Annotated in this window: 20 protein-coding genes and 1 tRNA gene; 18 read left to right on the top strand and 3 right to left on the bottom strand. The window is 36.2% G+C overall.

Annotated features, from left to right (window positions below; all coding sequences use genetic code 11):
• Positions 1-87 precede the first annotated feature (87 nt).
• From glnA to EDD71_RS12730, 16 genes are all read left to right on the top strand, one after another.
• A complete protein-coding gene (gene glnA / locus EDD71_RS12805; RefSeq protein ID WP_133629134.1) occupies positions 88-1,422 on the top strand; it encodes a type I glutamate--ammonia ligase in 1,335 nt (444 codons plus the stop codon).
• Positions 1,423-1,437: 15 nt separating this feature from the next.
• Entirely contained in the window at positions 1,438-2,001 is a 564-nt protein-coding gene (locus tag EDD71_RS12800) for an ANTAR domain-containing response regulator (protein WP_133629133.1), read from the top strand.
• A 108-nt stretch (positions 2,002-2,109) separates the two neighbouring features.
• Positions 2,110-2,712: a sulfurtransferase-like selenium metabolism protein YedF gene (gene yedF / locus EDD71_RS12795; RefSeq protein ID WP_133629132.1), complete on the top strand. Its 603-nt coding sequence runs from the start codon at positions 2,110-2,112 to the stop codon at positions 2,710-2,712.
• Between the two features lie 15 nt (positions 2,713-2,727).
• Positions 2,728-2,985, top strand: coding sequence for a putative Se/S carrier protein (locus EDD71_RS12790; RefSeq protein ID WP_133629131.1), 258 nt, complete (start codon positions 2,728-2,730; stop codon positions 2,983-2,985).
• A gap of 272 nt (positions 2,986-3,257) precedes the next feature.
• Positions 3,258-4,136 (top strand): mechanosensitive ion channel family protein, encoded by an 879-nt coding sequence (locus EDD71_RS12785; protein ID WP_243116466.1) that lies wholly within the window; start codon positions 3,258-3,260, stop codon positions 4,134-4,136.
• Positions 4,133-4,351 carry a DUF951 domain-containing protein gene (locus tag EDD71_RS12780; RefSeq protein ID WP_133629130.1) on the top strand — a complete coding sequence of 73 codons (219 nt, stop codon included), beginning with the start codon at positions 4,133-4,135 and terminating at the stop codon, positions 4,349-4,351. Before EDD71_RS12785 ends, EDD71_RS12780 begins: the two co-directional genes overlap by 4 nt.
• Positions 4,352-4,428: 77 nt before the next feature.
• The gene (rpsF, locus tag EDD71_RS12775) at positions 4,429-4,713 is read left to right on the top strand and encodes a 30S ribosomal protein S6 (RefSeq protein ID WP_133629129.1); all 285 of its coding nucleotides are present in this window, start codon (positions 4,429-4,431) and stop codon (positions 4,711-4,713) included.
• A gap of 18 nt (positions 4,714-4,731) precedes the next feature.
• A complete protein-coding gene (locus EDD71_RS12770) occupies positions 4,732-5,160 on the top strand; it encodes a single-stranded DNA-binding protein (protein ID WP_133629128.1) in 429 nt (142 codons plus the stop codon).
• Positions 5,161-5,184: 24 nt separating this feature from the next.
• Positions 5,185-5,427: a 30S ribosomal protein S18 gene (rpsR, locus tag EDD71_RS12765; RefSeq protein ID WP_133629127.1), complete on the top strand. Its 243-nt coding sequence runs from the start codon at positions 5,185-5,187 to the stop codon at positions 5,425-5,427.
• Positions 5,428-5,647: 220 nt separating this feature from the next.
• Positions 5,648-5,974 carry a MazG-like family protein gene (locus tag EDD71_RS12760; protein WP_133629126.1) on the top strand — a complete coding sequence of 109 codons (327 nt, stop codon included), beginning with the start codon at positions 5,648-5,650 and terminating at the stop codon, positions 5,972-5,974.
• Between the two features lie 12 nt (positions 5,975-5,986).
• Positions 5,987-6,958 carry a YybS family protein gene (locus tag EDD71_RS12755; protein ID WP_133629125.1) on the top strand — a complete coding sequence of 324 codons (972 nt, stop codon included), beginning with the start codon at positions 5,987-5,989 and terminating at the stop codon, positions 6,956-6,958.
• Positions 6,959-6,982: 24 nt separating this feature from the next.
• Entirely contained in the window at positions 6,983-8,971 is a 1,989-nt protein-coding gene (locus EDD71_RS12750) for a DHH family phosphoesterase (protein ID WP_133629124.1), read from the top strand.
• Positions 8,968-9,414 carry a 50S ribosomal protein L9 gene (gene rplI / locus EDD71_RS12745; protein ID WP_133629123.1) on the top strand — a complete coding sequence of 149 codons (447 nt, stop codon included), beginning with the start codon at positions 8,968-8,970 and terminating at the stop codon, positions 9,412-9,414. The genes EDD71_RS12750 and rplI overlap by 4 nt, the downstream gene beginning before the upstream one ends.
• Positions 9,415-9,473: 59 nt before the next feature.
• Positions 9,474-11,306 carry a Lon family ATP-dependent protease gene (gene lonC, locus EDD71_RS12740; RefSeq protein ID WP_423244832.1) on the top strand — a complete coding sequence of 611 codons (1,833 nt, stop codon included), beginning with the start codon at positions 9,474-9,476 and terminating at the stop codon, positions 11,304-11,306.
• 8 nt (positions 11,307-11,314) lie between these two features.
• On the top strand, positions 11,315-12,649 hold the full coding sequence (locus EDD71_RS12735) for a replicative DNA helicase (RefSeq protein WP_133629122.1): 1,335 nt from the start codon (positions 11,315-11,317) through the stop codon (positions 12,647-12,649).
• Positions 12,650-12,877: 228 nt separating this feature from the next.
• Positions 12,878-12,953: transfer RNA gene (locus EDD71_RS12730), tRNA-Thr, on the top strand.
• A gap of 151 nt (positions 12,954-13,104) precedes the next feature.
• On the opposite strand, the gene EDD71_RS12725 is transcribed toward EDD71_RS12730, so the two are convergent.
• The 3 genes from EDD71_RS12725 to EDD71_RS12715 all read right to left on the bottom strand — a co-directional run bounded on the left by EDD71_RS12725 (position 13,105) and on the right by EDD71_RS12715 (position 15,545).
• Positions 13,105-13,821: an SDR family oxidoreductase gene (locus EDD71_RS12725; RefSeq protein WP_207669348.1), complete on the bottom strand. Its 717-nt coding sequence runs from the start codon at positions 13,819-13,821 to the stop codon at positions 13,105-13,107.
• Between the two features lie 116 nt (positions 13,822-13,937).
• Entirely contained in the window at positions 13,938-14,813 is an 876-nt protein-coding gene (locus EDD71_RS12720; protein WP_133629121.1) for a DMT family transporter, read from the bottom strand.
• Positions 14,814-15,026: 213 nt separating this feature from the next.
• Positions 15,027-15,545: a CDP-alcohol phosphatidyltransferase family protein gene (locus tag EDD71_RS12715; RefSeq protein ID WP_133629120.1), complete on the bottom strand. Its 519-nt coding sequence runs from the start codon at positions 15,543-15,545 to the stop codon at positions 15,027-15,029.
• Positions 15,546-16,074: 529 nt separating this feature from the next.
• On the opposite strand from EDD71_RS12715, the gene EDD71_RS15965 reads away from it, so the two are divergent.
• Positions 16,075-16,200 carry a hypothetical protein gene (locus tag EDD71_RS15965; RefSeq protein WP_279233033.1) on the top strand — a complete coding sequence of 42 codons (126 nt, stop codon included), beginning with the start codon at positions 16,075-16,077 and terminating at the stop codon, positions 16,198-16,200.
• A 232-nt stretch (positions 16,201-16,432) separates the two neighbouring features.
• The gene (locus EDD71_RS12710; protein WP_133629119.1) at positions 16,433-17,719 is read left to right on the top strand and encodes an adenylosuccinate synthase; all 1,287 of its coding nucleotides are present in this window, start codon (positions 16,433-16,435) and stop codon (positions 17,717-17,719) included.
• The last annotated feature ends 174 nt before the right edge of the window (positions 17,720-17,893 follow it).

Genomic DNA, 17,893 nt, shown 5'->3' with positions numbered 1-17,893 from the left:
GGCGACAAAGCTTTAGATTTTTATTTTATGGATATTTCTGGTAATGAGATAATCGTTTTATAATATGCTTGATTAGGGGTGAGCATTATGTCAAGTAAATATACAAGGGAAGATATACTATCGATAGTTGAAGATGAGGGTATAGAGTTTATATATCTGCAGTTTACTGACATATTCGGTGTGATGAAAAACGTTGCCATTACTGTGGAGGAGCTTAACAACGTACTTGAGGAAGGGATAATATTTGACGGATCGGCTATAGATGGATTTGTAAGAATTGAAGAGTCGGATATGCGTCTAAAACCTGATTTAAACACCTTTACAATACATCCATGGAGAGGAAACTTTGGAAGGGAAGCAAGAATTATCTGTGATGTATATACTTCCGATGGGGAACCCTTTGAGGGGGATCCAAGATATATACTTAAGAAGGCCTGCAGAGAAGCAAAAAATATGGGATATGATCTTTTTATCGGTCCGGAGTGTGAGTTTTTTCTTTTTCATACGGATGAACAGGGAAAGCCTACTTTAAATACCCATGATGAGGCAGGTTATTTTGACCTTGCTCCCAGCGACCTTGGTGAAAATGCAAGGCGTGATATAATAATGAATCTAAAAAAAATGGGTTTTGAAATAGAGGCATCTCACCATGAGGTTGCACCGGGTCAGCATGAAATAGATTTTAAACAAGACGAAGCCTTAAATGCCGCAGACAAGATAATGACACTTAAAACGATTATAAGAGTTGTAGCTAAAAATCATGGACTTCACGCTACCTTTATGCCAAAGCCTGTTTTCGGCATTTCGGGTTCGGGGATGCACATCAATCAGTCCCTTATGAAAAATGGAGAGAACATGTTCTATGATGATTTGGATAGATTTAAACTTTCAAAGACGGCCTATTATTATATAGGAGGCATACTAAAGCATGCAAAGGCATTGTGTGCCATAACAAACCCAACGGTAAACAGCTATAAGAGGCTTGTGTCAGGTTATGAAGCTCCTGTCTATATAGCATGGTCGGCTAAAAATAGAAGCCCCCTTATAAGGATTCCATCAAATACAGGTAAAAATACAAGGCTTGAGCTTAGAAGTCCTGATCCGTCCTGCAACCCATATCTATCACTGGCGGTAATATTGAAAGCAGGTTTGGATGGAATTAAAAACAAAATAGAACCACCGCTTCCAATTGATAAAAACATATATGAAATGACGGATGATGAAAGGGCTGCCTGTGGAATAGAAAGCCTTCCCCAGTCACTGGAAGAGGCCCTATATTGCATTGAAAGGGATGAAGTCATAAGGGAAGCTCTTGGGGATCATGTATATAACAGGTTTGTAGAGGCAAAGAAGATTGAATGGGAAGAGTATAGAAACCGTATAACCCCCTGGGAAATAGAAAAATATTTAACTAAGTTTTAGCAGGTTGAGGTTAAAATGCTTAATTTGAGAATTGTTTTAGGGGATAACGATGAAGATTTTATATTAAATACCAGCAGTATTTTAAATCAGCTTGGTTATAGTGTAGTAGCTGCAGATACCTCTGGAACAGCACTTCTCAGAAAAATAAGGGCTTTAAACCCTGATATTGTAATTGCAGATGTCAATTTAAGGGGGATATCAGGCTTTGAAATTAGTGATATTGTTGAGGGGGAAGAGATATGTCCCTGCGTTATAACATTTAAAAACAGTCCTTCAGAGTATTCCCTGAAGCTCCAGGAAAAACTGGTATATGCTTATCTTCAAAAGCCCTTGAGTTATGGTTCAATAGAGTATGTCATAGATAATGCCTATATAAATTTTAAAAGGCTTATGGAGTATAAGACAAAGTTAAAGGAAAGGAAAGCGATTGAAAAGGCAAAGGGTATTTTGATGAAAAAATATAAACTATCAGAGGAAAAGGCATATGAATATATGCGCAAAAAGAGCATGGATAGGGGCATATCCTTATATAAGGTATCCCTTGCCATAATCGATATAATAGAAAAGGACAAAAAATAGATAAATATAATTTTAAATAGGATATATATAGTTTTTATCTATAATTTAATTATTGTATCCTTTCTCTGCTATATTATTAGTAGAATTTTGTTCTAAGGAGAGATGTTTATGAAAAGGCTGGATTGTAAAGGACTGGCTTGTCCAAAGCCTGTTATATTAACTAAAAAAGAACTTGAAGCTATGGATTCAGGGGAACTTGAGGTAGTTGTAGATAATGAAACAGCAAAGGAGAACGTAACTAAGTTTGCTAAAAGTCAGGGATATAGCTTTGAGTATACAGAAAAGGATGGATTATATTATATAATAATAAAGAAGGTTCAACCTAAGGATGCAGAGGAATGTCCTGTAATGGATTTTGACGTCATAAGCGGAGATAAAAGGCCTGTTATACTTATAGGAAGCAATGTGCTTGGCAAAGGGGATGACAGATTGGGCAGTGCCCTTATGAAAAGCTATATATACGCACTTACCGAAAGCGATGTAATGCCCTCGACCATGATTTTTATAAATTCCGGAGTTAAGTTGACAACAGAAGGATCTGAGGTTATAGACAGCTTAAAAACTCTGGAAAGTCAGGGAGTTGAGATACTGTCATGTGGAACGTGCCTTGACTTTTACGGGCTCAAGGAAAAACTCCTTATAGGAAGCATTACAAATATGTATACTATAGTTGAGAAAATGAATAATGCACCAAATACAATAAAGCTATAGGAGAAATGATGGTACATGGATAAGTATTTACTTATAACCTTTAATAGTACGAACTTTGCAATGCAGGCAGAATCTGTTTTAAAGGAGCTTGATATTGATGGACAGATTGTACCTACTCCGAGGGAGATTACACTAAGCTGCGGGCTTTCAATAAGGACTTCGATGGAAAACCTTGAAAAGGTTCAGAATTTAATTAAGTTAGGGAAAATAACCAATAAAAGCCTATATGTATTTGAAGGTGTAGGAAAAGACAGGGCTATAAAGGAGATATGAAAGAAGTTCTAAGTTCAAGGTGGCTGGGAGGATATAGTGAAATTCGTTGTTTTTAAGCATATGTGAGTTTAACGAATTCACTATCTTTTCAGCCACATCTTTGTTAGGAGAATAGATAAGGCTTATGGAAGCAATGCTTCTTTGATGGAATGATGGATGAAAGCTAATAGTATTATATTTATATATTTCAAATTTCTTTACACTATTTTAATTGAAAAAATCACTGATTATGGATATAAATATAGTTAGATTGAGATGTAAGGAGGAGTAGAATGCAGTTTAAAATAGACAGGGGAATAATTGAAGTAATGGGGTTCAGCATGAATACTGCTGAAGTAACTGACTTTTTAAAAAAGGTCGCATGGATAATAGCTATAATCATAATAACGAAGATTATAATCAAAGTTGGAAACGTGCTTATAGAAAAATTCTTCAATAAGCAGAAAAACTCCAGGTTTGGGGTAAGTGAAAAAAAAGCAGACACCTTAAGCGAACTATTAAAAAGTATTTTAAGATATGTCATGTATTTACTTGCTGTGATGTGGACAATATCCATTATAAATCCTGGATTTGCCATGACACTTACAGGGGTATTAGGAGTTGGAGGAGTTGCCGTAGGCTTTGGTGCTCAAAGCCTTATAAAGGACATTATTTCAGGTTTTTTTATACTTTTTGAAGATCAATTTGCCGTTGGAGATTATATTCAGGTTGATAATATGAGCGGCTTTGTTGAAACTTTAGGCCTAAGAATCACAAAAATAAGGGATTTTACAGGAGATTTACATATAATTCCTAATGGAGCAATAACTAAAGTAACAAACAAATCAAGAGGAAATATGAGGGCCCTTGTTGATGTAAGTATATCCTATGAAGACGACATAGATGCGGCTATAAAAATAATAAGGAAGGTTTGTGAGGAAGCTAAAAACGATATAAAAACAATAACAGATGGTCCAGACGTACTTGGAGTTACAGAGCTTGGCGAGCTTGGTGTAAAAATAACGGTTGTTGCAAAGACAATTCCTATGGAACAGTGGGCTGTTGAAAGGGAGCTCAGAAAAAGAATTAAATATGCCCTCGATAAAGAAGGTATAGAAATACCATATCAAAAGAGGGTTGTAATAAATGAAACGAAGGAGGATGAAGTTTGATAAAGGTATTTAATTTAGGTGATATTGTTCAAACAAGAAAGCAGCACCCCTGCGGCAGCAATGAATGGGAAGTCATAAGGCTTGGCGCAGATATAAAAATAAAATGCCTTGGCTGTGGTAGAATAGTTATGATGCCGAGAAGCCAGTTTGAAAAGGCAGTTAAAAAAATAATAAAAAGCAATGTCCAGGAAAACAAAAGTGTTGATGAATCATAAATAATGTGATAGAATAGGACTGTTGTAATCCCTGCTCATTTATGAGCCGTTAGTCCGAGGGGAGGAGGTGAAGCGTCATGAAGAAGTACGAAGCTTTAGTTGTACTTGCACCTACTTTAAACGAAGAAGAAGTTAAAGGTGCAGTTGAAAGAGTGAAGGGTATAATAGAAAATGGTGGTGGCGTTGTTGACAATGTTGATGAATGGGGTAAGAGAAGACTTGCCTATGAAATCAACAAGTTTAACGAAGGTTATTATTTTCTTGTAAACTTCACTGCTAACCCTGAATTACCTAGAGAATTAGACAGACTTTTAAGAATCTCCGACAATGTAATTAGGCATATCGTAGTTAAATTTGATTAATTTTAAGGTGGTGTAATAATGAACAAGGTGTTTTTAATTGGCAGATTAGCTCGTGACCCTGAGTTAAGATTTACTGCGGGAACGGGAATTGCCGTGGCCACCTTTACACTGGCGGTTGATAGGAACTATGTAGGTCAAAGTGGTCAAAGGGAAGCTGATTTCATTCCAATCATATGCTGGAGAAAGCTTGCTGAAGTAGTAGCCAACAACCTTTCAAAGGGAAGAATGGTTGCTGTTTCAGGCTCAATTCAAACAAGCAGTTACCAGGCCCAGGATGGAAGCAAAAGATACAGGACCGATGTTGTTGCTGATGAAGTAAAGTTCCTGGATTGGCCTAATAAGGACGGAGGTTCAGGTTTCAGGGGAGGAATAAGCCATGATGATGTTAACGTAAGCGATGATACTGGCTTTTTCCCCGTCGATGGAGACGACGATATTCCATTCTAATTCTATAGGTAAGGAGGGATAGTAATGGCGAATGTAAGAAAGAATTCCAAGCAGAGAAGAGCAAAGAAGAGAGTTTGTTCTTTCTGTATGGATAAGGTTGAAACAATAGATTACAAAGACGTGGCTAAGCTCAAAAAGTATATAACGGAAAGAGGAAAGATTCTTCCAAGAAGAATTTCCGGCAACTGCGCAAAGCATCAGAGAGAGCTTACAGTTGCAATAAAGAGAGCTAGAAACGTTGCACTTTTACCATACACTACAGAATAGTATAAATGGGAGTGGCCTTGGCCACTCCTTTTATTGTACGCCTTCAAAAAAGCTTGATAAATGCAGTATGATGTTGTAGCATTAATAAAAAGAAATAAATTTTGAAAATTATTATTTTAGCATATTCCGAACTGTTTTATAAATGATGATTAATTTTATGATTATATGGCATAATCTAAAATAGTTTGTATATAAAGATTGTTTTGTGGGGGTGCTTGCTGTGTTTAATGGTGAAGATTTTGATATAATGGGGAATATAAAATTAATTGAAAGCTATAAAACCTTTTTATTGTCTTCTGTGGCGGACCTTTTTACAAGTATGGCCAGGGGAAACAAAACGAGTATGGATGAAATTACCGATGAGCTTTCAGAAATAATCATACTGTCATATTTACTGGGAAAAAGGCTTGGTATTAACTATAATGCGATAGATGAGAGGATTATAAAAAAATTAAAGCTTGGTTTGCTGGAAGACAATAGCGTTGAAAAGGAATATCAGGATTATTCGAAGCTTATATCATATATAAGGGATGCAAGGGATTTATAAGGAGGATATTAAATGAATGGTGACAGTAACAAAAGGGCAGTGCTGGAAACAGTTTTTTTAACGGTTATTTCGGTAATTTTTACAGCAGTAGGAATTTCAGTACCTCTGTTTTACTTTGTTGGAGTTTTTCTTTGGCCGCTTCCTGCTGCAATTATATATATAAAGCATAATGCTAAATATAGTATAGCTTCAATTATGATAACAGCAGCTTTGGCATCAACTCTTGTACATCCACTTTCAGCAGTTGAAATTGCTGTAGTTTATGGATGTATTGGCATAGCGATTGGATATAGTATTAAAAATAGGGAGTCGGCTTTTTTCACGCTCTTGCTTTTATTTGCCGCAACCTTTATATCATCTATGATGACAATTAAAGTTTATAGCCTGATTAGTGGACATGATATCATAGGGGACACCATAAACTCCTTTGAACAAAGCTTGAATACAATAAAGGATACTTATATAAAATATGGTATATCGAAGAAAGAACTGGATACAATTTTAAAATCCGTTTATGATATAGAAATTATAAAATCAATCATCCCTGCAATTCTAGCTATTTATTCAATAATAGAAGCCTTTTTAATATATATAATTTCTAACAGGGTATTTAAGAGGCTTGGAATTGATGTAGAAAATGTAAAACCCTTTTCTGAGTTTTACATACCTAGCCAGCTTTCCTTTGCCATGATGGCAATTGTAATACTTGGATATATAGTTTCAAGCATGAATTATAACAGCAGCGATCAATATTTAATGAATGCTTATTTGATTTTTTCATTTATTTTTACACTTGATGGGCTTGCAGTGGTAAGTTACTTTCTTAAGTACAGGAAATTTCCAAAGTTTATTATATTTATTATAGAGGCATTTTTAATTATTTCTCCCCTAACCCAGATTATATTTTATATAGGGCTTATTGATTATATTGTTAATTTCAGAAGGCTGGATGTTAAGAGGATTGGTAGAAACGGAAGATTATAAACCCCAATAGATGGAGGGTTATTTATGGATAAAAGATTCAAAATGTTTTTCCCAAATACTAAGCTATATATGACTATCATAGCTGTGCTAATTGGTGTCGTATTTTTCTATAACACATATATAGGAATAGCAGGGCTTGTTATATTCGGGTATCTGGTTATATATAATTTAAAAATTAACAGGCTCAGGAAGGCTGGCCTTGACAGAATTGTTGAGGACTTATCGGAAAATCTTGACGTTGCAGGCAGAAACACACTATCCAAAATTCCAGTTCCACTTGTTATAGTTAATAGTGATGGACAAATATTGTGGGTAAACAGCCTTTTTTCAGGAATTACTTCTCAGAAGGTATATGGAAAGAGAATAGATGTTATAATAAAGGATTTTGATCCTCAGAGGGTTCTTGAAAAAAATATTAATTTGTATGAAAGGGTTGAAATAGAGAAGGATATATATAACGTCCTTGTTAGCCCAGTTGAAATAAGCGGAGAAAGACAATCAAAAAGATTTATATTTCTCCTTTACTTTATAAATAAAACTGATTATTATACACTATATGAAATGTATAACGATAAAAAGCCAATTGTGGGTTTAATAGAGGTTGATAATTACGATGAGGTAATTAAAAGCACCGAGGAAGAAAACAGGCCGGCACTTATTGCCGAAGTTGATAAGAAAATAACTGCCTTTGCTGTTTCAATAAATGCTCTTATGAGAAAGTATGATGATAATAAGTATGTAATTGTTTTTGAAAATGCAATGTTTAACCAGATAGTTGATAGAAAGTTTGATATACTCGATACCATAAGGGAGATATATGTAGGGAATAAAATACCTGTAACGCTCAGCATAGGAATAGGTAAAAACGGGGATAATCCCTATAAAATTCATGAATATGCAGTTGCAGCAAAAGACCTTGCGCTTGGGAGGGGCGGCGATCAGGCGGTAATCAAGGATGGTGACAGGCTCTCCTTCTTTGGGGGTAAGACAAAGGAAGTTGAAAAGAGAACAAGGGTTAAGGCAAGGGTTATTGCCCACGCAATATCGGAGCTTATAGATGAGAGCAGCGAAGTTATTATAATGGGGCATGATTCCCCGGATATAGACAGCTTTGGTGCTGCCCTTGGTATGTATAGAGGGTGCAGGCAGAGGGGCAAGGAGGCATATATAGTTCTAAACAGGGTAAACAAGTCTATTGAAAAGGTAGTGGATAGACTATATAAGCTTGAGGGATATAGGGAGGTACTAATAAACAATGAAACAGCACTCCAAAAGACAGTTAGAAATCCACTACTCATTATTGTGGATGTAAACAGAAAAAATTTTGTTGAATATCCGGAGCTTTTAGACAGGGTGAGAAATATAGTGGTCATTGATCATCACAGGAAGAGCGTTGATTTTATAGATAATGCAACAATTTCCTATGTTGAAACCTATGCATCCTCTACCTGTGAGCTGGTGACCGAAATACTTCAGTATTTAAACGATAAACCCGACCTTAAGGAGATAGAAGCACAGGCCCTTATTGCAGGAATATATCTTGATACTAAAAACTTTACATTTAAAACTGGAGTTAGAACCTTTGAAGCTGCAGGTTTTTTAAGAAGACTTGGTGCAGATTTAATTGAGGTTAGAAAGCTTTTCTCAGATGATTTTGAAACCTATATTGAAAGAACCAAGATAGTAAGCAGTGCTGAGATCAATAATGGAATAGCCATTGCAGTTAGCAGGGAAGAAGTTAAAAACAATATAATCGTTCCCCAGGCGGCAGATGAACTCCTTAAAATAAATGGTGTTGATGCTTCTTTTGTACTTGCTCCCTTTGGAAATGATATAATGGTAAGTGGTCGTTCCTTTGGAGATATAAACGTCCAGCTTATACTTGAGGGGATAGGCGGAGGTGGCCATATGACAATTGCAGGAGCAAGACTTTCAAATATATCAATTGAGGATGCGAAAAAAATGCTTATAGATTCTATAAATAATTACTTAAAGGAGAGTGACAGGAAATGAAGGTAATATTGAAGCAGGATGTTAAAGGATTAGGTAAAAAGGGAGATGTAATAAACACTTCAGACGGATATGCAAGGAACTTCCTTTTCCCGAGGGGGCTTGCAATCGAAGCAACTGAGGGAAACATGAAGACGTTGGAGCTTCAAAAAGCAAGCGAAGCGAAGAGAAAGGCAGAAGAACTTCAAAGGGCAAGAGAGCTTGCAAAACAAATATCAGAATATACTCTGAATATATCAGTAAAGACAGGAGAAAATGGGAAGCTGTTTGGTTCAATAACTTCAAAGGATATAGCAGATGAACTTAAAAAGCAGTATAAGATTGATATAGATAAGAAAAAAATCGTACTTGACGAAGCAATCAAGACTACCGGAGTATATAATATCGAAGTTAAGGTTTATCCTGAAGTTTCTGCAAGGTTAAAAGTTAATATATCTCAAATTTAGAGAGGAGTTTTTTTGTGACGAAGCAAAAACTATACGCAGCAAAATATGTAGATACCAATTTGGACAGCGGATATAAAAGACTATTTGCACAGGTTGACGCAATAATGGATTTGATGAAAAAACTCTGGGGAGAGGAATATATTAGTGAAGCAATTGAAAAGGAAGGGCTTGGAGAGGACTTTGAAAGCACATGCATAGAAGACAGAATTCATGCCCTTCAAAGGCTGGTATTAAAGGAAGAGGCCTACATTGATGACCCGATTTTTGTTCTTGAGAAAATCGAGAAGGAGTTATCGATTATAATAGCCAGAAGGCATATAGAAAACAGGATTGAAATGGAGGTTGAAAAACTTCTCGAGGAAAAGCAGGACAAGCTTATAGATGAGCTTAAGCTCAGCATAATAAAAAAGCAAAACGGTCCTGAAAACTCAAAAACCTTAAATAAGCTTGCAAACCTCCAGAAACTTGATGGAATAAAGCTTTCAAAGTCAATTATGGAGCTTTTAAGGCCATCAAATCTTGATGAAATTATAGGACAGGAAAGGGCTGTTTCAGCTATTATATCAAAAATTGCATCTCCGTACCCACAGCATATTATTCTATATGGCCCTCCCGGAGTTGGAAAAACAAGTGCCGCAAGGCTTGCGTTATCCATCGCTAAAAATATGAAGTCAACTCCTTTTAGAAATGATGCACCCTTTGTTGAGGTGGATGGAACAACCCTTAGATGGGATCCAAGGGAAATTACAAATCCTCTTTTAGGTTCTGTACATGACCCGATATATCAAGGATCAAAAAAGGATTTTGCAGAAATAGGTGTACCGGAGCCAAAACCAGGATTGGTAACGGATGCCCATGGAGGGGTTTTATTTATAGATGAAATTGGGGAGATGGATCCTGTTCTTCAAAACAAGCTTTTAAAGGTTTTAGAGGATAAGCGTGTTGATTTTTCATCATCCTACTATGATCCTGATGATGAAAATGTTCCGGCATATATTAAAAAGCTATTTGAAGATGGTGCCCCTGCTGATTTCATATTGATTGGTGCAACTACAAGGGAGCCTTATGAAATAAATGCCGCATTAAGATCAAGATGTGCCGAAGTATATTTCGAGCCTCTAACAAAAAAAGATATTCAAAAAATAGTTTTAAATGCATCAAAAAAGTTAAAAATCACAATAGATGAGGATGCGGTTGAAACCATAAGTGAATATACCATTGAGGGAAGAAAGGCAGTAAACATCCTGGCAGATGTATATGGATACGTTATTTACAAAAGGGGAGAGGAAAATGTTCATATAACAAGGGAGGATGTTTATGCTGTTGCATCCCTTGCGAGGCTAACGCCCTATAGCAAGAAATATGCAAGCAATAACAAAGAGGTAGGAAAGGTATTTGGACTTGGAGTAAGCGGATTTTTAGGTTCCATACTTGAAATAGAGGCCGTTGCATTTGAAAGGCAGAGTGAAGGGGGAACCATAAGGTTTAATGATACTGCGGGTTCAATGGCAAAGGATTCGGTTTTCAACGCAGGAACAGTTATAAGAAGTATAACGGGTAAGGACGTTTCTACCTATGATGTTCATGTGAACATAGTAGGGGGAGGGAATGTTGATGGTCCATCTGCTGGAGTTGCAATAACCATAGCCATTTTAAGTGCCATAACAAAAAAACCTGTAAGGCAGGATGTTGCAATAACAGGCGAGATCTCACTTCTAGGACATATAAAGCCCGTTGGTGGTGTGATGGAAAAGGTTTATGGTGCTATTCAGGGAGGAATAAAAACTGTTTTAATACCTGAAGAGAATAAAAATGACCTTCCGGAAAACCTGGAGGATATTGAAATAATTCCTGTTTCAAATATAAATGAGGTTATTGACATTGTATTTTAGGAGGTGGGATTTTGGAAAATTTAAGGGTACCTCCTCATAACATTGAAGCGGAGCAGTCGGTTATAGGCGCTATGCTTCTTGATAAAAACGCAATTGCAGATGCGACTGAGATTTTAAAGGGCGATGAGTTTTATAAGCAGTCCCACAGCATTTTATTTAATGCCATAAAGGAAATATATGATAAGGACGAACCTGTTGATATGATAACCCTTGTGGAGCTCCTAAGAAGCAGGGATCAGCTGGATGCTGTTGGGGGAGTATCATATATTTCAACGCTGGTTACAGCTGTACCAACAACTGCCAACGTTAAATATTATGCCAAAATAGTTGAGGAAAAATATACCCTAAGGAGGCTTATACTTTCAAGCAATGAAATAATAGATAAATGCTATACTGATCAGGAGGACGTTGGAGAAGTAATATCCCTTGCAGAAAAGAAAATATTTGAAATATCACAAAAAAGAGAAAACAGAGATTTTGAGCATTTAAGTTCAATCATCTCCAGAAGCTTTGAGCAGTTTGAAAACCTATATAAAAACAAGGGACAGACAACGGGTATTCCATCAGGGTTTATCGATCTTGACGCAAAGACGTCGGGTTTTCAGAAGGGGGATATGATTCTCATTGCAGCAAGGCCTTCAATGGGAAAAACTGCTTTTACACTTAACATTGCTCTTCATGCAGCTTTAAGGGCTGGGAAAAGTGTTGCCTTGTTCAGCCTTGAAATGTCAAAGGAACAGCTGGTATATAGAATGATTTGTTCTGAAGCAAATGTTGATATGCAGAAGCTCAGGACAGGTGAACTTGATGATGAAGACTGGATAAGGCTTGCAAGGGCAGCCGGGCCTATGTCAAACAGCAAAATATTTATAGATGATACTCCAGGCATTTCAATTTCAGAGATGCGCTCAAAGTGTAGAAGGCTTAAAATTGAAAGGGGCCTTGATCTTATAATGGTTGACTACCTTCAGCTTATGACTGCAGGCAGGAATGTTGAAAGCAGGCAGCAGGAGGTTTCAGAAATATCGAGATCCTTAAAGGCCCTTGCAAAGGAGATGGAGGCACCGGTTATTGCTCTGTCTCAGCTATCCCGTGCTCCGGAGGTTAGAGCTGATCACAGGCCCATACTTTCGGATCTTAGAGAATCAGGTTCTATAGAGCAGGACGCTGACCTTGTAATGTTCCTTTACAGGGATGAATACTATAACAAGGATACTGAGAAGAAAAACATAGGTGAAGTGATTATTGCAAAGCAGAGAAACGGCCCTACGGGAACCGTTGAACTTGCCTGGCTTGGGCAGTACACTAAATTTGCAAATCTTGACAGGTATCACAATGTGTAAATTTATAGAACATCCATATAGTCGGCTAAACTTAACCTATTGTATTAATATATCCTTTATTAACTGTTTTGTAATCAACCGGTACAATAGGTAAGCTTAAGCTAAAAGCTAAGGGTAATCGGCTGATTATATGGATGTTTAATTACTTCAATTTAGTTTCAAAAAAATTTATCCATATAATGTGATATTGACATGTGAAATAAATATAGTAATATAATAAGTGTGTATGCTTCATTAGCTCAGCCGGTAGAGCAGCTGATTCGTAATCAGCAGGTCGGGGGTTCGAGTCCCCCATGAAGCTCCAGTTAGAAGTAGAAATACCAGGGGTTTTATAGCCTTGGTATTTTTATTTTATTTCAGAGAAATGTGAATTAGAAATTGATTTCGAAGGTGGGTAATGTATTGGTATATGCTCTTATAAAAAATAAAGACAGGAATCCTGTCTTTATGTACCTTCAATAGTTTTGCATTACCGGGTGGACCACTATCTCATTTATAACTATGTTGTCAGGCTGGGTTACCATGAAGAGGGCTGCATTTGCAATATCCTGAGCCTTTATCATCCACTGTTTATCCTCGGCGCCCTGAACGGAGCCGTTAAAACAGGTGTCGACATTTCCAGGAAGTATGGAACCTACGTGAATACCTTTCTTTTGAACCTCCCTATTAACTGCTTCACTAAAGGCATACTGTGCATGTTTAGATGCGCAATAGAGGCTTCCATTTACAAAGGTTCTCCTGCTTGCATCGGAGCAGATATTTACTATCCATCCAGAACCATGATGAAGCATAACAGGAAGTACAGCCTTTGTACAGAGGAAGGTGCCTGTGGCATTTACGTTCATAACTTCGTTCCATTCGTTTAATGTAATATCAAGTATGGGCTTAAATAACCCTATTCCAGCGTTGTTTACTAAAATATCTATTTTTCCAAACTTATTTTTCGTTTCGGTTATAAGTCTGTTTACATCGTCTTCCTTTGTAACGTCCGTAGGAATAGCAAGGTATTCGGAACCTAAAAGTTCAAGTTCATTTTCAACTGCCTTAAGGTCGTTGTCATTTCTGCTTGCTATAACAATTTTGGCTCTTTCCTTTGCAAAGGTTAATGCGATGGCTTCACCTATTCCCCTGGATGCACCGGTTATTATAGCAACTTTTCCTTCCAACCTCATAATTTATCTCCTTTCCGTTTCAATAATCTGCACTATGAAAGGTTATATTCCATAACAATATTCTTCCCATTTTTACAATAAATAATAGATTGTATGGATAGGAAAATGCTGAAATGTTAGTTTTTCTGGCATATATAAACTCCCGTTATGATAAGTAATGCTGTAAAAAGCTTGTTTATTGAAATTGCTTCCCCCAAAATTATTACTGAGAGAATTATTGAAAACAAAGGAACAAGGTTTATAAAAATAGAGGTTTTACCCGGACCTATTTCCTTTATGGAAATTTGTTGTACAAGATACCCTATAACTGATGGAAAAATGCTCATATACAACACAGCAGCATAGGCATTAAAAGGCACTTTCAATAGGAATGTCCAGGGGGCCTCGTAAATAACAAAGGGTATTAAAATGATTATGCAGAATAAAAAGCTGTAAAAGGTTAGTTTAAGAGGAGAATACATATGCATTACCTTTTTACTAAACACCCCGTAGCATGCCCACATTAGCACCGCAAGGAACATAATAATGTCTCCATAGTTAAATGAAAGGTTTCTTATGACGGATAGGCTTCCATTTGTTAATGTTAAAAATACACCTGTAAAGGAAAGCAGTATTCCACCAATCCTTTTCATATTTATTCTTTCCTTAAGGAAAATTGAGGACAGTATAGTAGTTATAATAGGGTTTGAAGCGCCTATTATAGAAGAATTTATTGCTGACGTATATCTTAAAGCAGTAAAAAACAGCACATGATATCCAAACATTCCGATTATTCCTGTAAAAAGGAATACGGGAACATCTCTTTTTTCAATCATTAATGTGAGCTCTTTTCTCCTTATGACAAAATAAAGTATTATGGCTGCAAATAAAAACCTTAGAAAGGTTAGCGTAAAGGGGGGAATACTGCTTCCGGATATCTTTCCTGCAATAAAAGCTCCTGCCCAAAATATTGTGCTTAAAACCATTAGAAAGTATATTTTTCTAACTGACATAGTTATTCCTCCGATCCTATAAAAAATGATATAATAAAACTGTAGATAAGTACAAAAAATTAATCAAAAAAATGTTGATAATGTTGATAAAAATATATTTCATTCACCAATGCCCTTGGACAGAGAATTTCCAAAACAAATTTTTTCCCATAACAACAAACTCATTAAAAAAGCAAAAAAAAGACAGGCTTAAGGTTCTACTTAAGCTGTTTTTTATTTTTGTTCCCTAAGAATATTTATAAAACTTGATAAGTACTTTATAAATGCAAATACAGCCATTAGTATTGATGCATAAATCAAATAGGTTCCTGCAATCTCATTAAATATTATAATTCCGATTGATATATAAAAAAGAAGAGTAGCATACTTTCCATAATACTTTGCAGGTATCACCACATGGCTTCTTATAAGCTTTACACCTCCCGCAATCATGAACCCTTCCTTAATTGAAAAAACGATTAGAACCCATGTGGGAATTATATTAACCCTTGAAAGACAGTAGAGAACCATTATAGACATAAGCTTGTCCGCCAGCGGGTCAAGTACTATTCCCCACTTCGTTATCATATTATATTTTCGTGCAATATATCCATCCAGCACGTCTGTTATACCTGCGGTAAAGAAAACTATTATAGATAAAACAAGGGCGTTATCTCTTCCGGAAAAAAAAGTAATATAAAAAACAGGTATAAGCAAGAATCTTATGAGAGTAAGAATGTTAGGTATGCTCATAATAGCCTCCTTATATCTTATTATGGAAATTATACCATATTAACCAATTTAAATAATATACTTTTTAGTTTGAAAATCACATATAAATTTATGATATCTTCACTCGTTGTGCTAGATAAATTTACAGATCGACGCTGCGATAAAAAATATATTTCATTCACCAGTACGCTTAGCAAAGAAGTTCTAAGGCCCGGGATTTGAAAATGTGAATTTCATATATTTTTTATCTCCGCTAAGCCCTTGAACCAGCACAACGGATTATCCTCAATTTATTATAATCCCGAATAAAAAAGAAGTATATATGGTCTTTAAATACTACAAATAGGTTTAAAATCTAATTATATATTTCAATATTATTCGAATATATATATCTAAAATAAAAATAAATGTTCGGATTTTATTTGACTATGCATTTTAGCTTTGTTACTATAAATATGTAATCCTTTTCGGGAGGGGTAATATTAGCATTATGGTGTTATTATAGCAGGGAGGATCGTCTAAAATTCCTCAAAAATGAGAAGAATGTTAAGTGACAGCACTGCAGCCCCTGCGGTATAATTTCAGGGGGGCAGGAGTATTTAGTGATGGTAAATTACCCATTACAATTGAATTTGGTGGGGTACTTGATGAATATGTTAAGAAGGATGAACTTTAAAGACTATAGATTATATAGATAAAATATATATTAAATTTGGAGGTCCCGAAAAGATACACTGAAAGATAACCCCTGAGGTTGAAATATTATGAAAGGGGTTGCATCTTGAAACTTAGATAAATAGCCTTTTTGATGCAGGTGATGGGGCAGGAATTGTAATGAGCCTTTCCAAGGCATATGCACGGGGGTAATAATAGCAAAAGAAATTTTAAGAAGAATATGAGGTGATTTCATGTCAGGAACAGTAGTAATAGGAGCACAATGGGGAGATGAAGGAAAGGGAAAGATTACCGACTTTTTAGCAGAGAGCTCTGATGTTGTTGTAAGATACCAGGGAGGAAACAACGCAGGCCATACCGTTGAAGTGGGAGATAGGAAATATAAGCTTCATCTTATACCATCAGGAATACTTTATGATGATAAGCTCTGCGTTATAGGGGATGGAGTTGTAATAGATCCTGAGGCCCTTTTAAATGAGATAAGCTATCTTGAGGGGGAGGGAGTTAAGGTTACTCCTGAGAAACTTGTGATAAGCGATAGGGCACATTTGATTATGCCGTATCATAAGGTTTTAGACGGTCTATCTGAAAAAAGCAGAGGCAAGGGAGATATTGGAACTACAGGAAAGGGAATTGGTCCCTGCTACTCAGATAAACATGAAAGATCAGGTCTTAGGGTATGTGATTTAAAACATCCAGAGTATTTTAAGGAAAGGCTCATGGCGGCCATTGAGGTTAAAAATAGAATAATTAAAGATGTTTATAAGGGAGAAGAGCTTGACTTTAATGCTATATATAATTCATACATTGAGTATTACAGCAGGTTGAAGGATTATATAGCCGATACTACAGTTGTGGTATATAATGCCCTAAAGGGAAATAAAAAGGTGTTATTTGAGGGAGCACAGGGAACGCTTTTGGATATTGATTATGGAACATATCCATATGTAACTTCGTCTCACCCGATTTCAGGAGGAGTATGCATAGGTGCAGGAGTTGGCCCCACTATGATTTCAAGGGCTGTTGGTGTATGCAAGTCATATACAACAAGGGTTGGTAAGGGGCCATTTCCAACTGAATTAGAGGATGAAATGGGAGAATACATAAGAGAAAAGGGATTTGAGTATGGAACTACGACCGGCAGGGCAAGAAGGTGCGGCTGGCTTGACCTTGTTATACTTAAGTATGCTGCACGATTATCAGGCCTTACAAGCCTTGCAATTACAAAGCTTGATACGCTTTCGAATATAGACAAAATAAAAGTATGTGTGGGATACGAATTTGACGGGAAGGTTATAGACTATTTCCCTGCATCGATGGAGGATCTTGCAAAGTGCAGGCCTGTATACAAAGAGTTTGATGGATGGGATGATTCTGTTCAAAATGCGTCATCCTTTGATGAGCTTCATGACAATGCAAAGAAATATATAAGGTTTATTGAAGAGTATACAGGAGTTAAGGTTTCAATAGTATCAGTCGGGCCAAATAGAAGCCAGACAATAGTTGCAGGAGATATATAAATATTAATAAACTGCCCCTTTGATAACCATATCAAAGGGGCAGTTTATTGTGTGGTTTAATTTTCCTCAAAAAAATATAGGTTCATTGTAAAATTAAATGCAACAGATAGAATAAAAAAATAACAACCATAGTGAAAATCATGTATGATATAGGTGTCTAATCCAAACATACAG

The organism is Fonticella tunisiensis, assembly GCF_004364155.1.
Lineage (GTDB): Bacteria > Bacillota > Clostridia > Clostridiales > Caloramatoraceae > Fonticella > Fonticella tunisiensis.
Note: the sequence above shows the minus strand (reverse complement) of the source record. Positions and strands in the feature narration are given on the sequence as shown.

Excerpts from the sequence above, each read along its gene's own strand:
- glnA (WP_133629134.1), top strand. The coding sequence starts at position 88 with ATGTCAAGTAAATATACAAGGGAAGATATACTATCGATAGTTGAAGAT.
- EDD71_RS12800 (WP_133629133.1), top strand. The coding sequence starts at position 1,438 with ATGCTTAATTTGAGAATTGTTTTAGGGGATAACGATGAAGATTTTATA.
- yedF (WP_133629132.1), top strand. The coding sequence starts at position 2,110 with ATGAAAAGGCTGGATTGTAAAGGACTGGCTTGTCCAAAGCCTGTTATA.
- EDD71_RS12790 (WP_133629131.1), top strand. The coding sequence starts at position 2,728 with ATGGATAAGTATTTACTTATAACCTTTAATAGTACGAACTTTGCAATG.
- EDD71_RS12785 (WP_243116466.1), top strand. The coding sequence starts at position 3,258 with ATGCAGTTTAAAATAGACAGGGGAATAATTGAAGTAATGGGGTTCAGC.
- rpsF (WP_133629129.1), top strand. The coding sequence starts at position 4,429 with ATGAAGAAGTACGAAGCTTTAGTTGTACTTGCACCTACTTTAAACGAA.
- EDD71_RS12770 (WP_133629128.1), top strand. The coding sequence starts at position 4,732 with ATGAACAAGGTGTTTTTAATTGGCAGATTAGCTCGTGACCCTGAGTTA.
- rpsR (WP_133629127.1), top strand. The coding sequence starts at position 5,185 with ATGGCGAATGTAAGAAAGAATTCCAAGCAGAGAAGAGCAAAGAAGAGA.
- EDD71_RS12755 (WP_133629125.1), top strand. The coding sequence starts at position 5,987 with ATGAATGGTGACAGTAACAAAAGGGCAGTGCTGGAAACAGTTTTTTTA.
- EDD71_RS12750 (WP_133629124.1), top strand. The coding sequence starts at position 6,983 with ATGGATAAAAGATTCAAAATGTTTTTCCCAAATACTAAGCTATATATG.
- rplI (WP_133629123.1), top strand. The coding sequence starts at position 8,968 with ATGAAGGTAATATTGAAGCAGGATGTTAAAGGATTAGGTAAAAAGGGA.
- EDD71_RS12725 (WP_207669348.1), bottom strand. The coding sequence starts at position 13,821 with ATGAGGTTGGAAGGAAAAGTTGCTATAATAACCGGTGCATCCAGGGGA.
- EDD71_RS12720 (WP_133629121.1), bottom strand. The coding sequence starts at position 14,813 with ATGTCAGTTAGAAAAATATACTTTCTAATGGTTTTAAGCACAATATTT.
- EDD71_RS12715 (WP_133629120.1), bottom strand. The coding sequence starts at position 15,545 with ATGAGCATACCTAACATTCTTACTCTCATAAGATTCTTGCTTATACCT.
- EDD71_RS12710 (WP_133629119.1), top strand. The coding sequence starts at position 16,433 with ATGTCAGGAACAGTAGTAATAGGAGCACAATGGGGAGATGAAGGAAAG.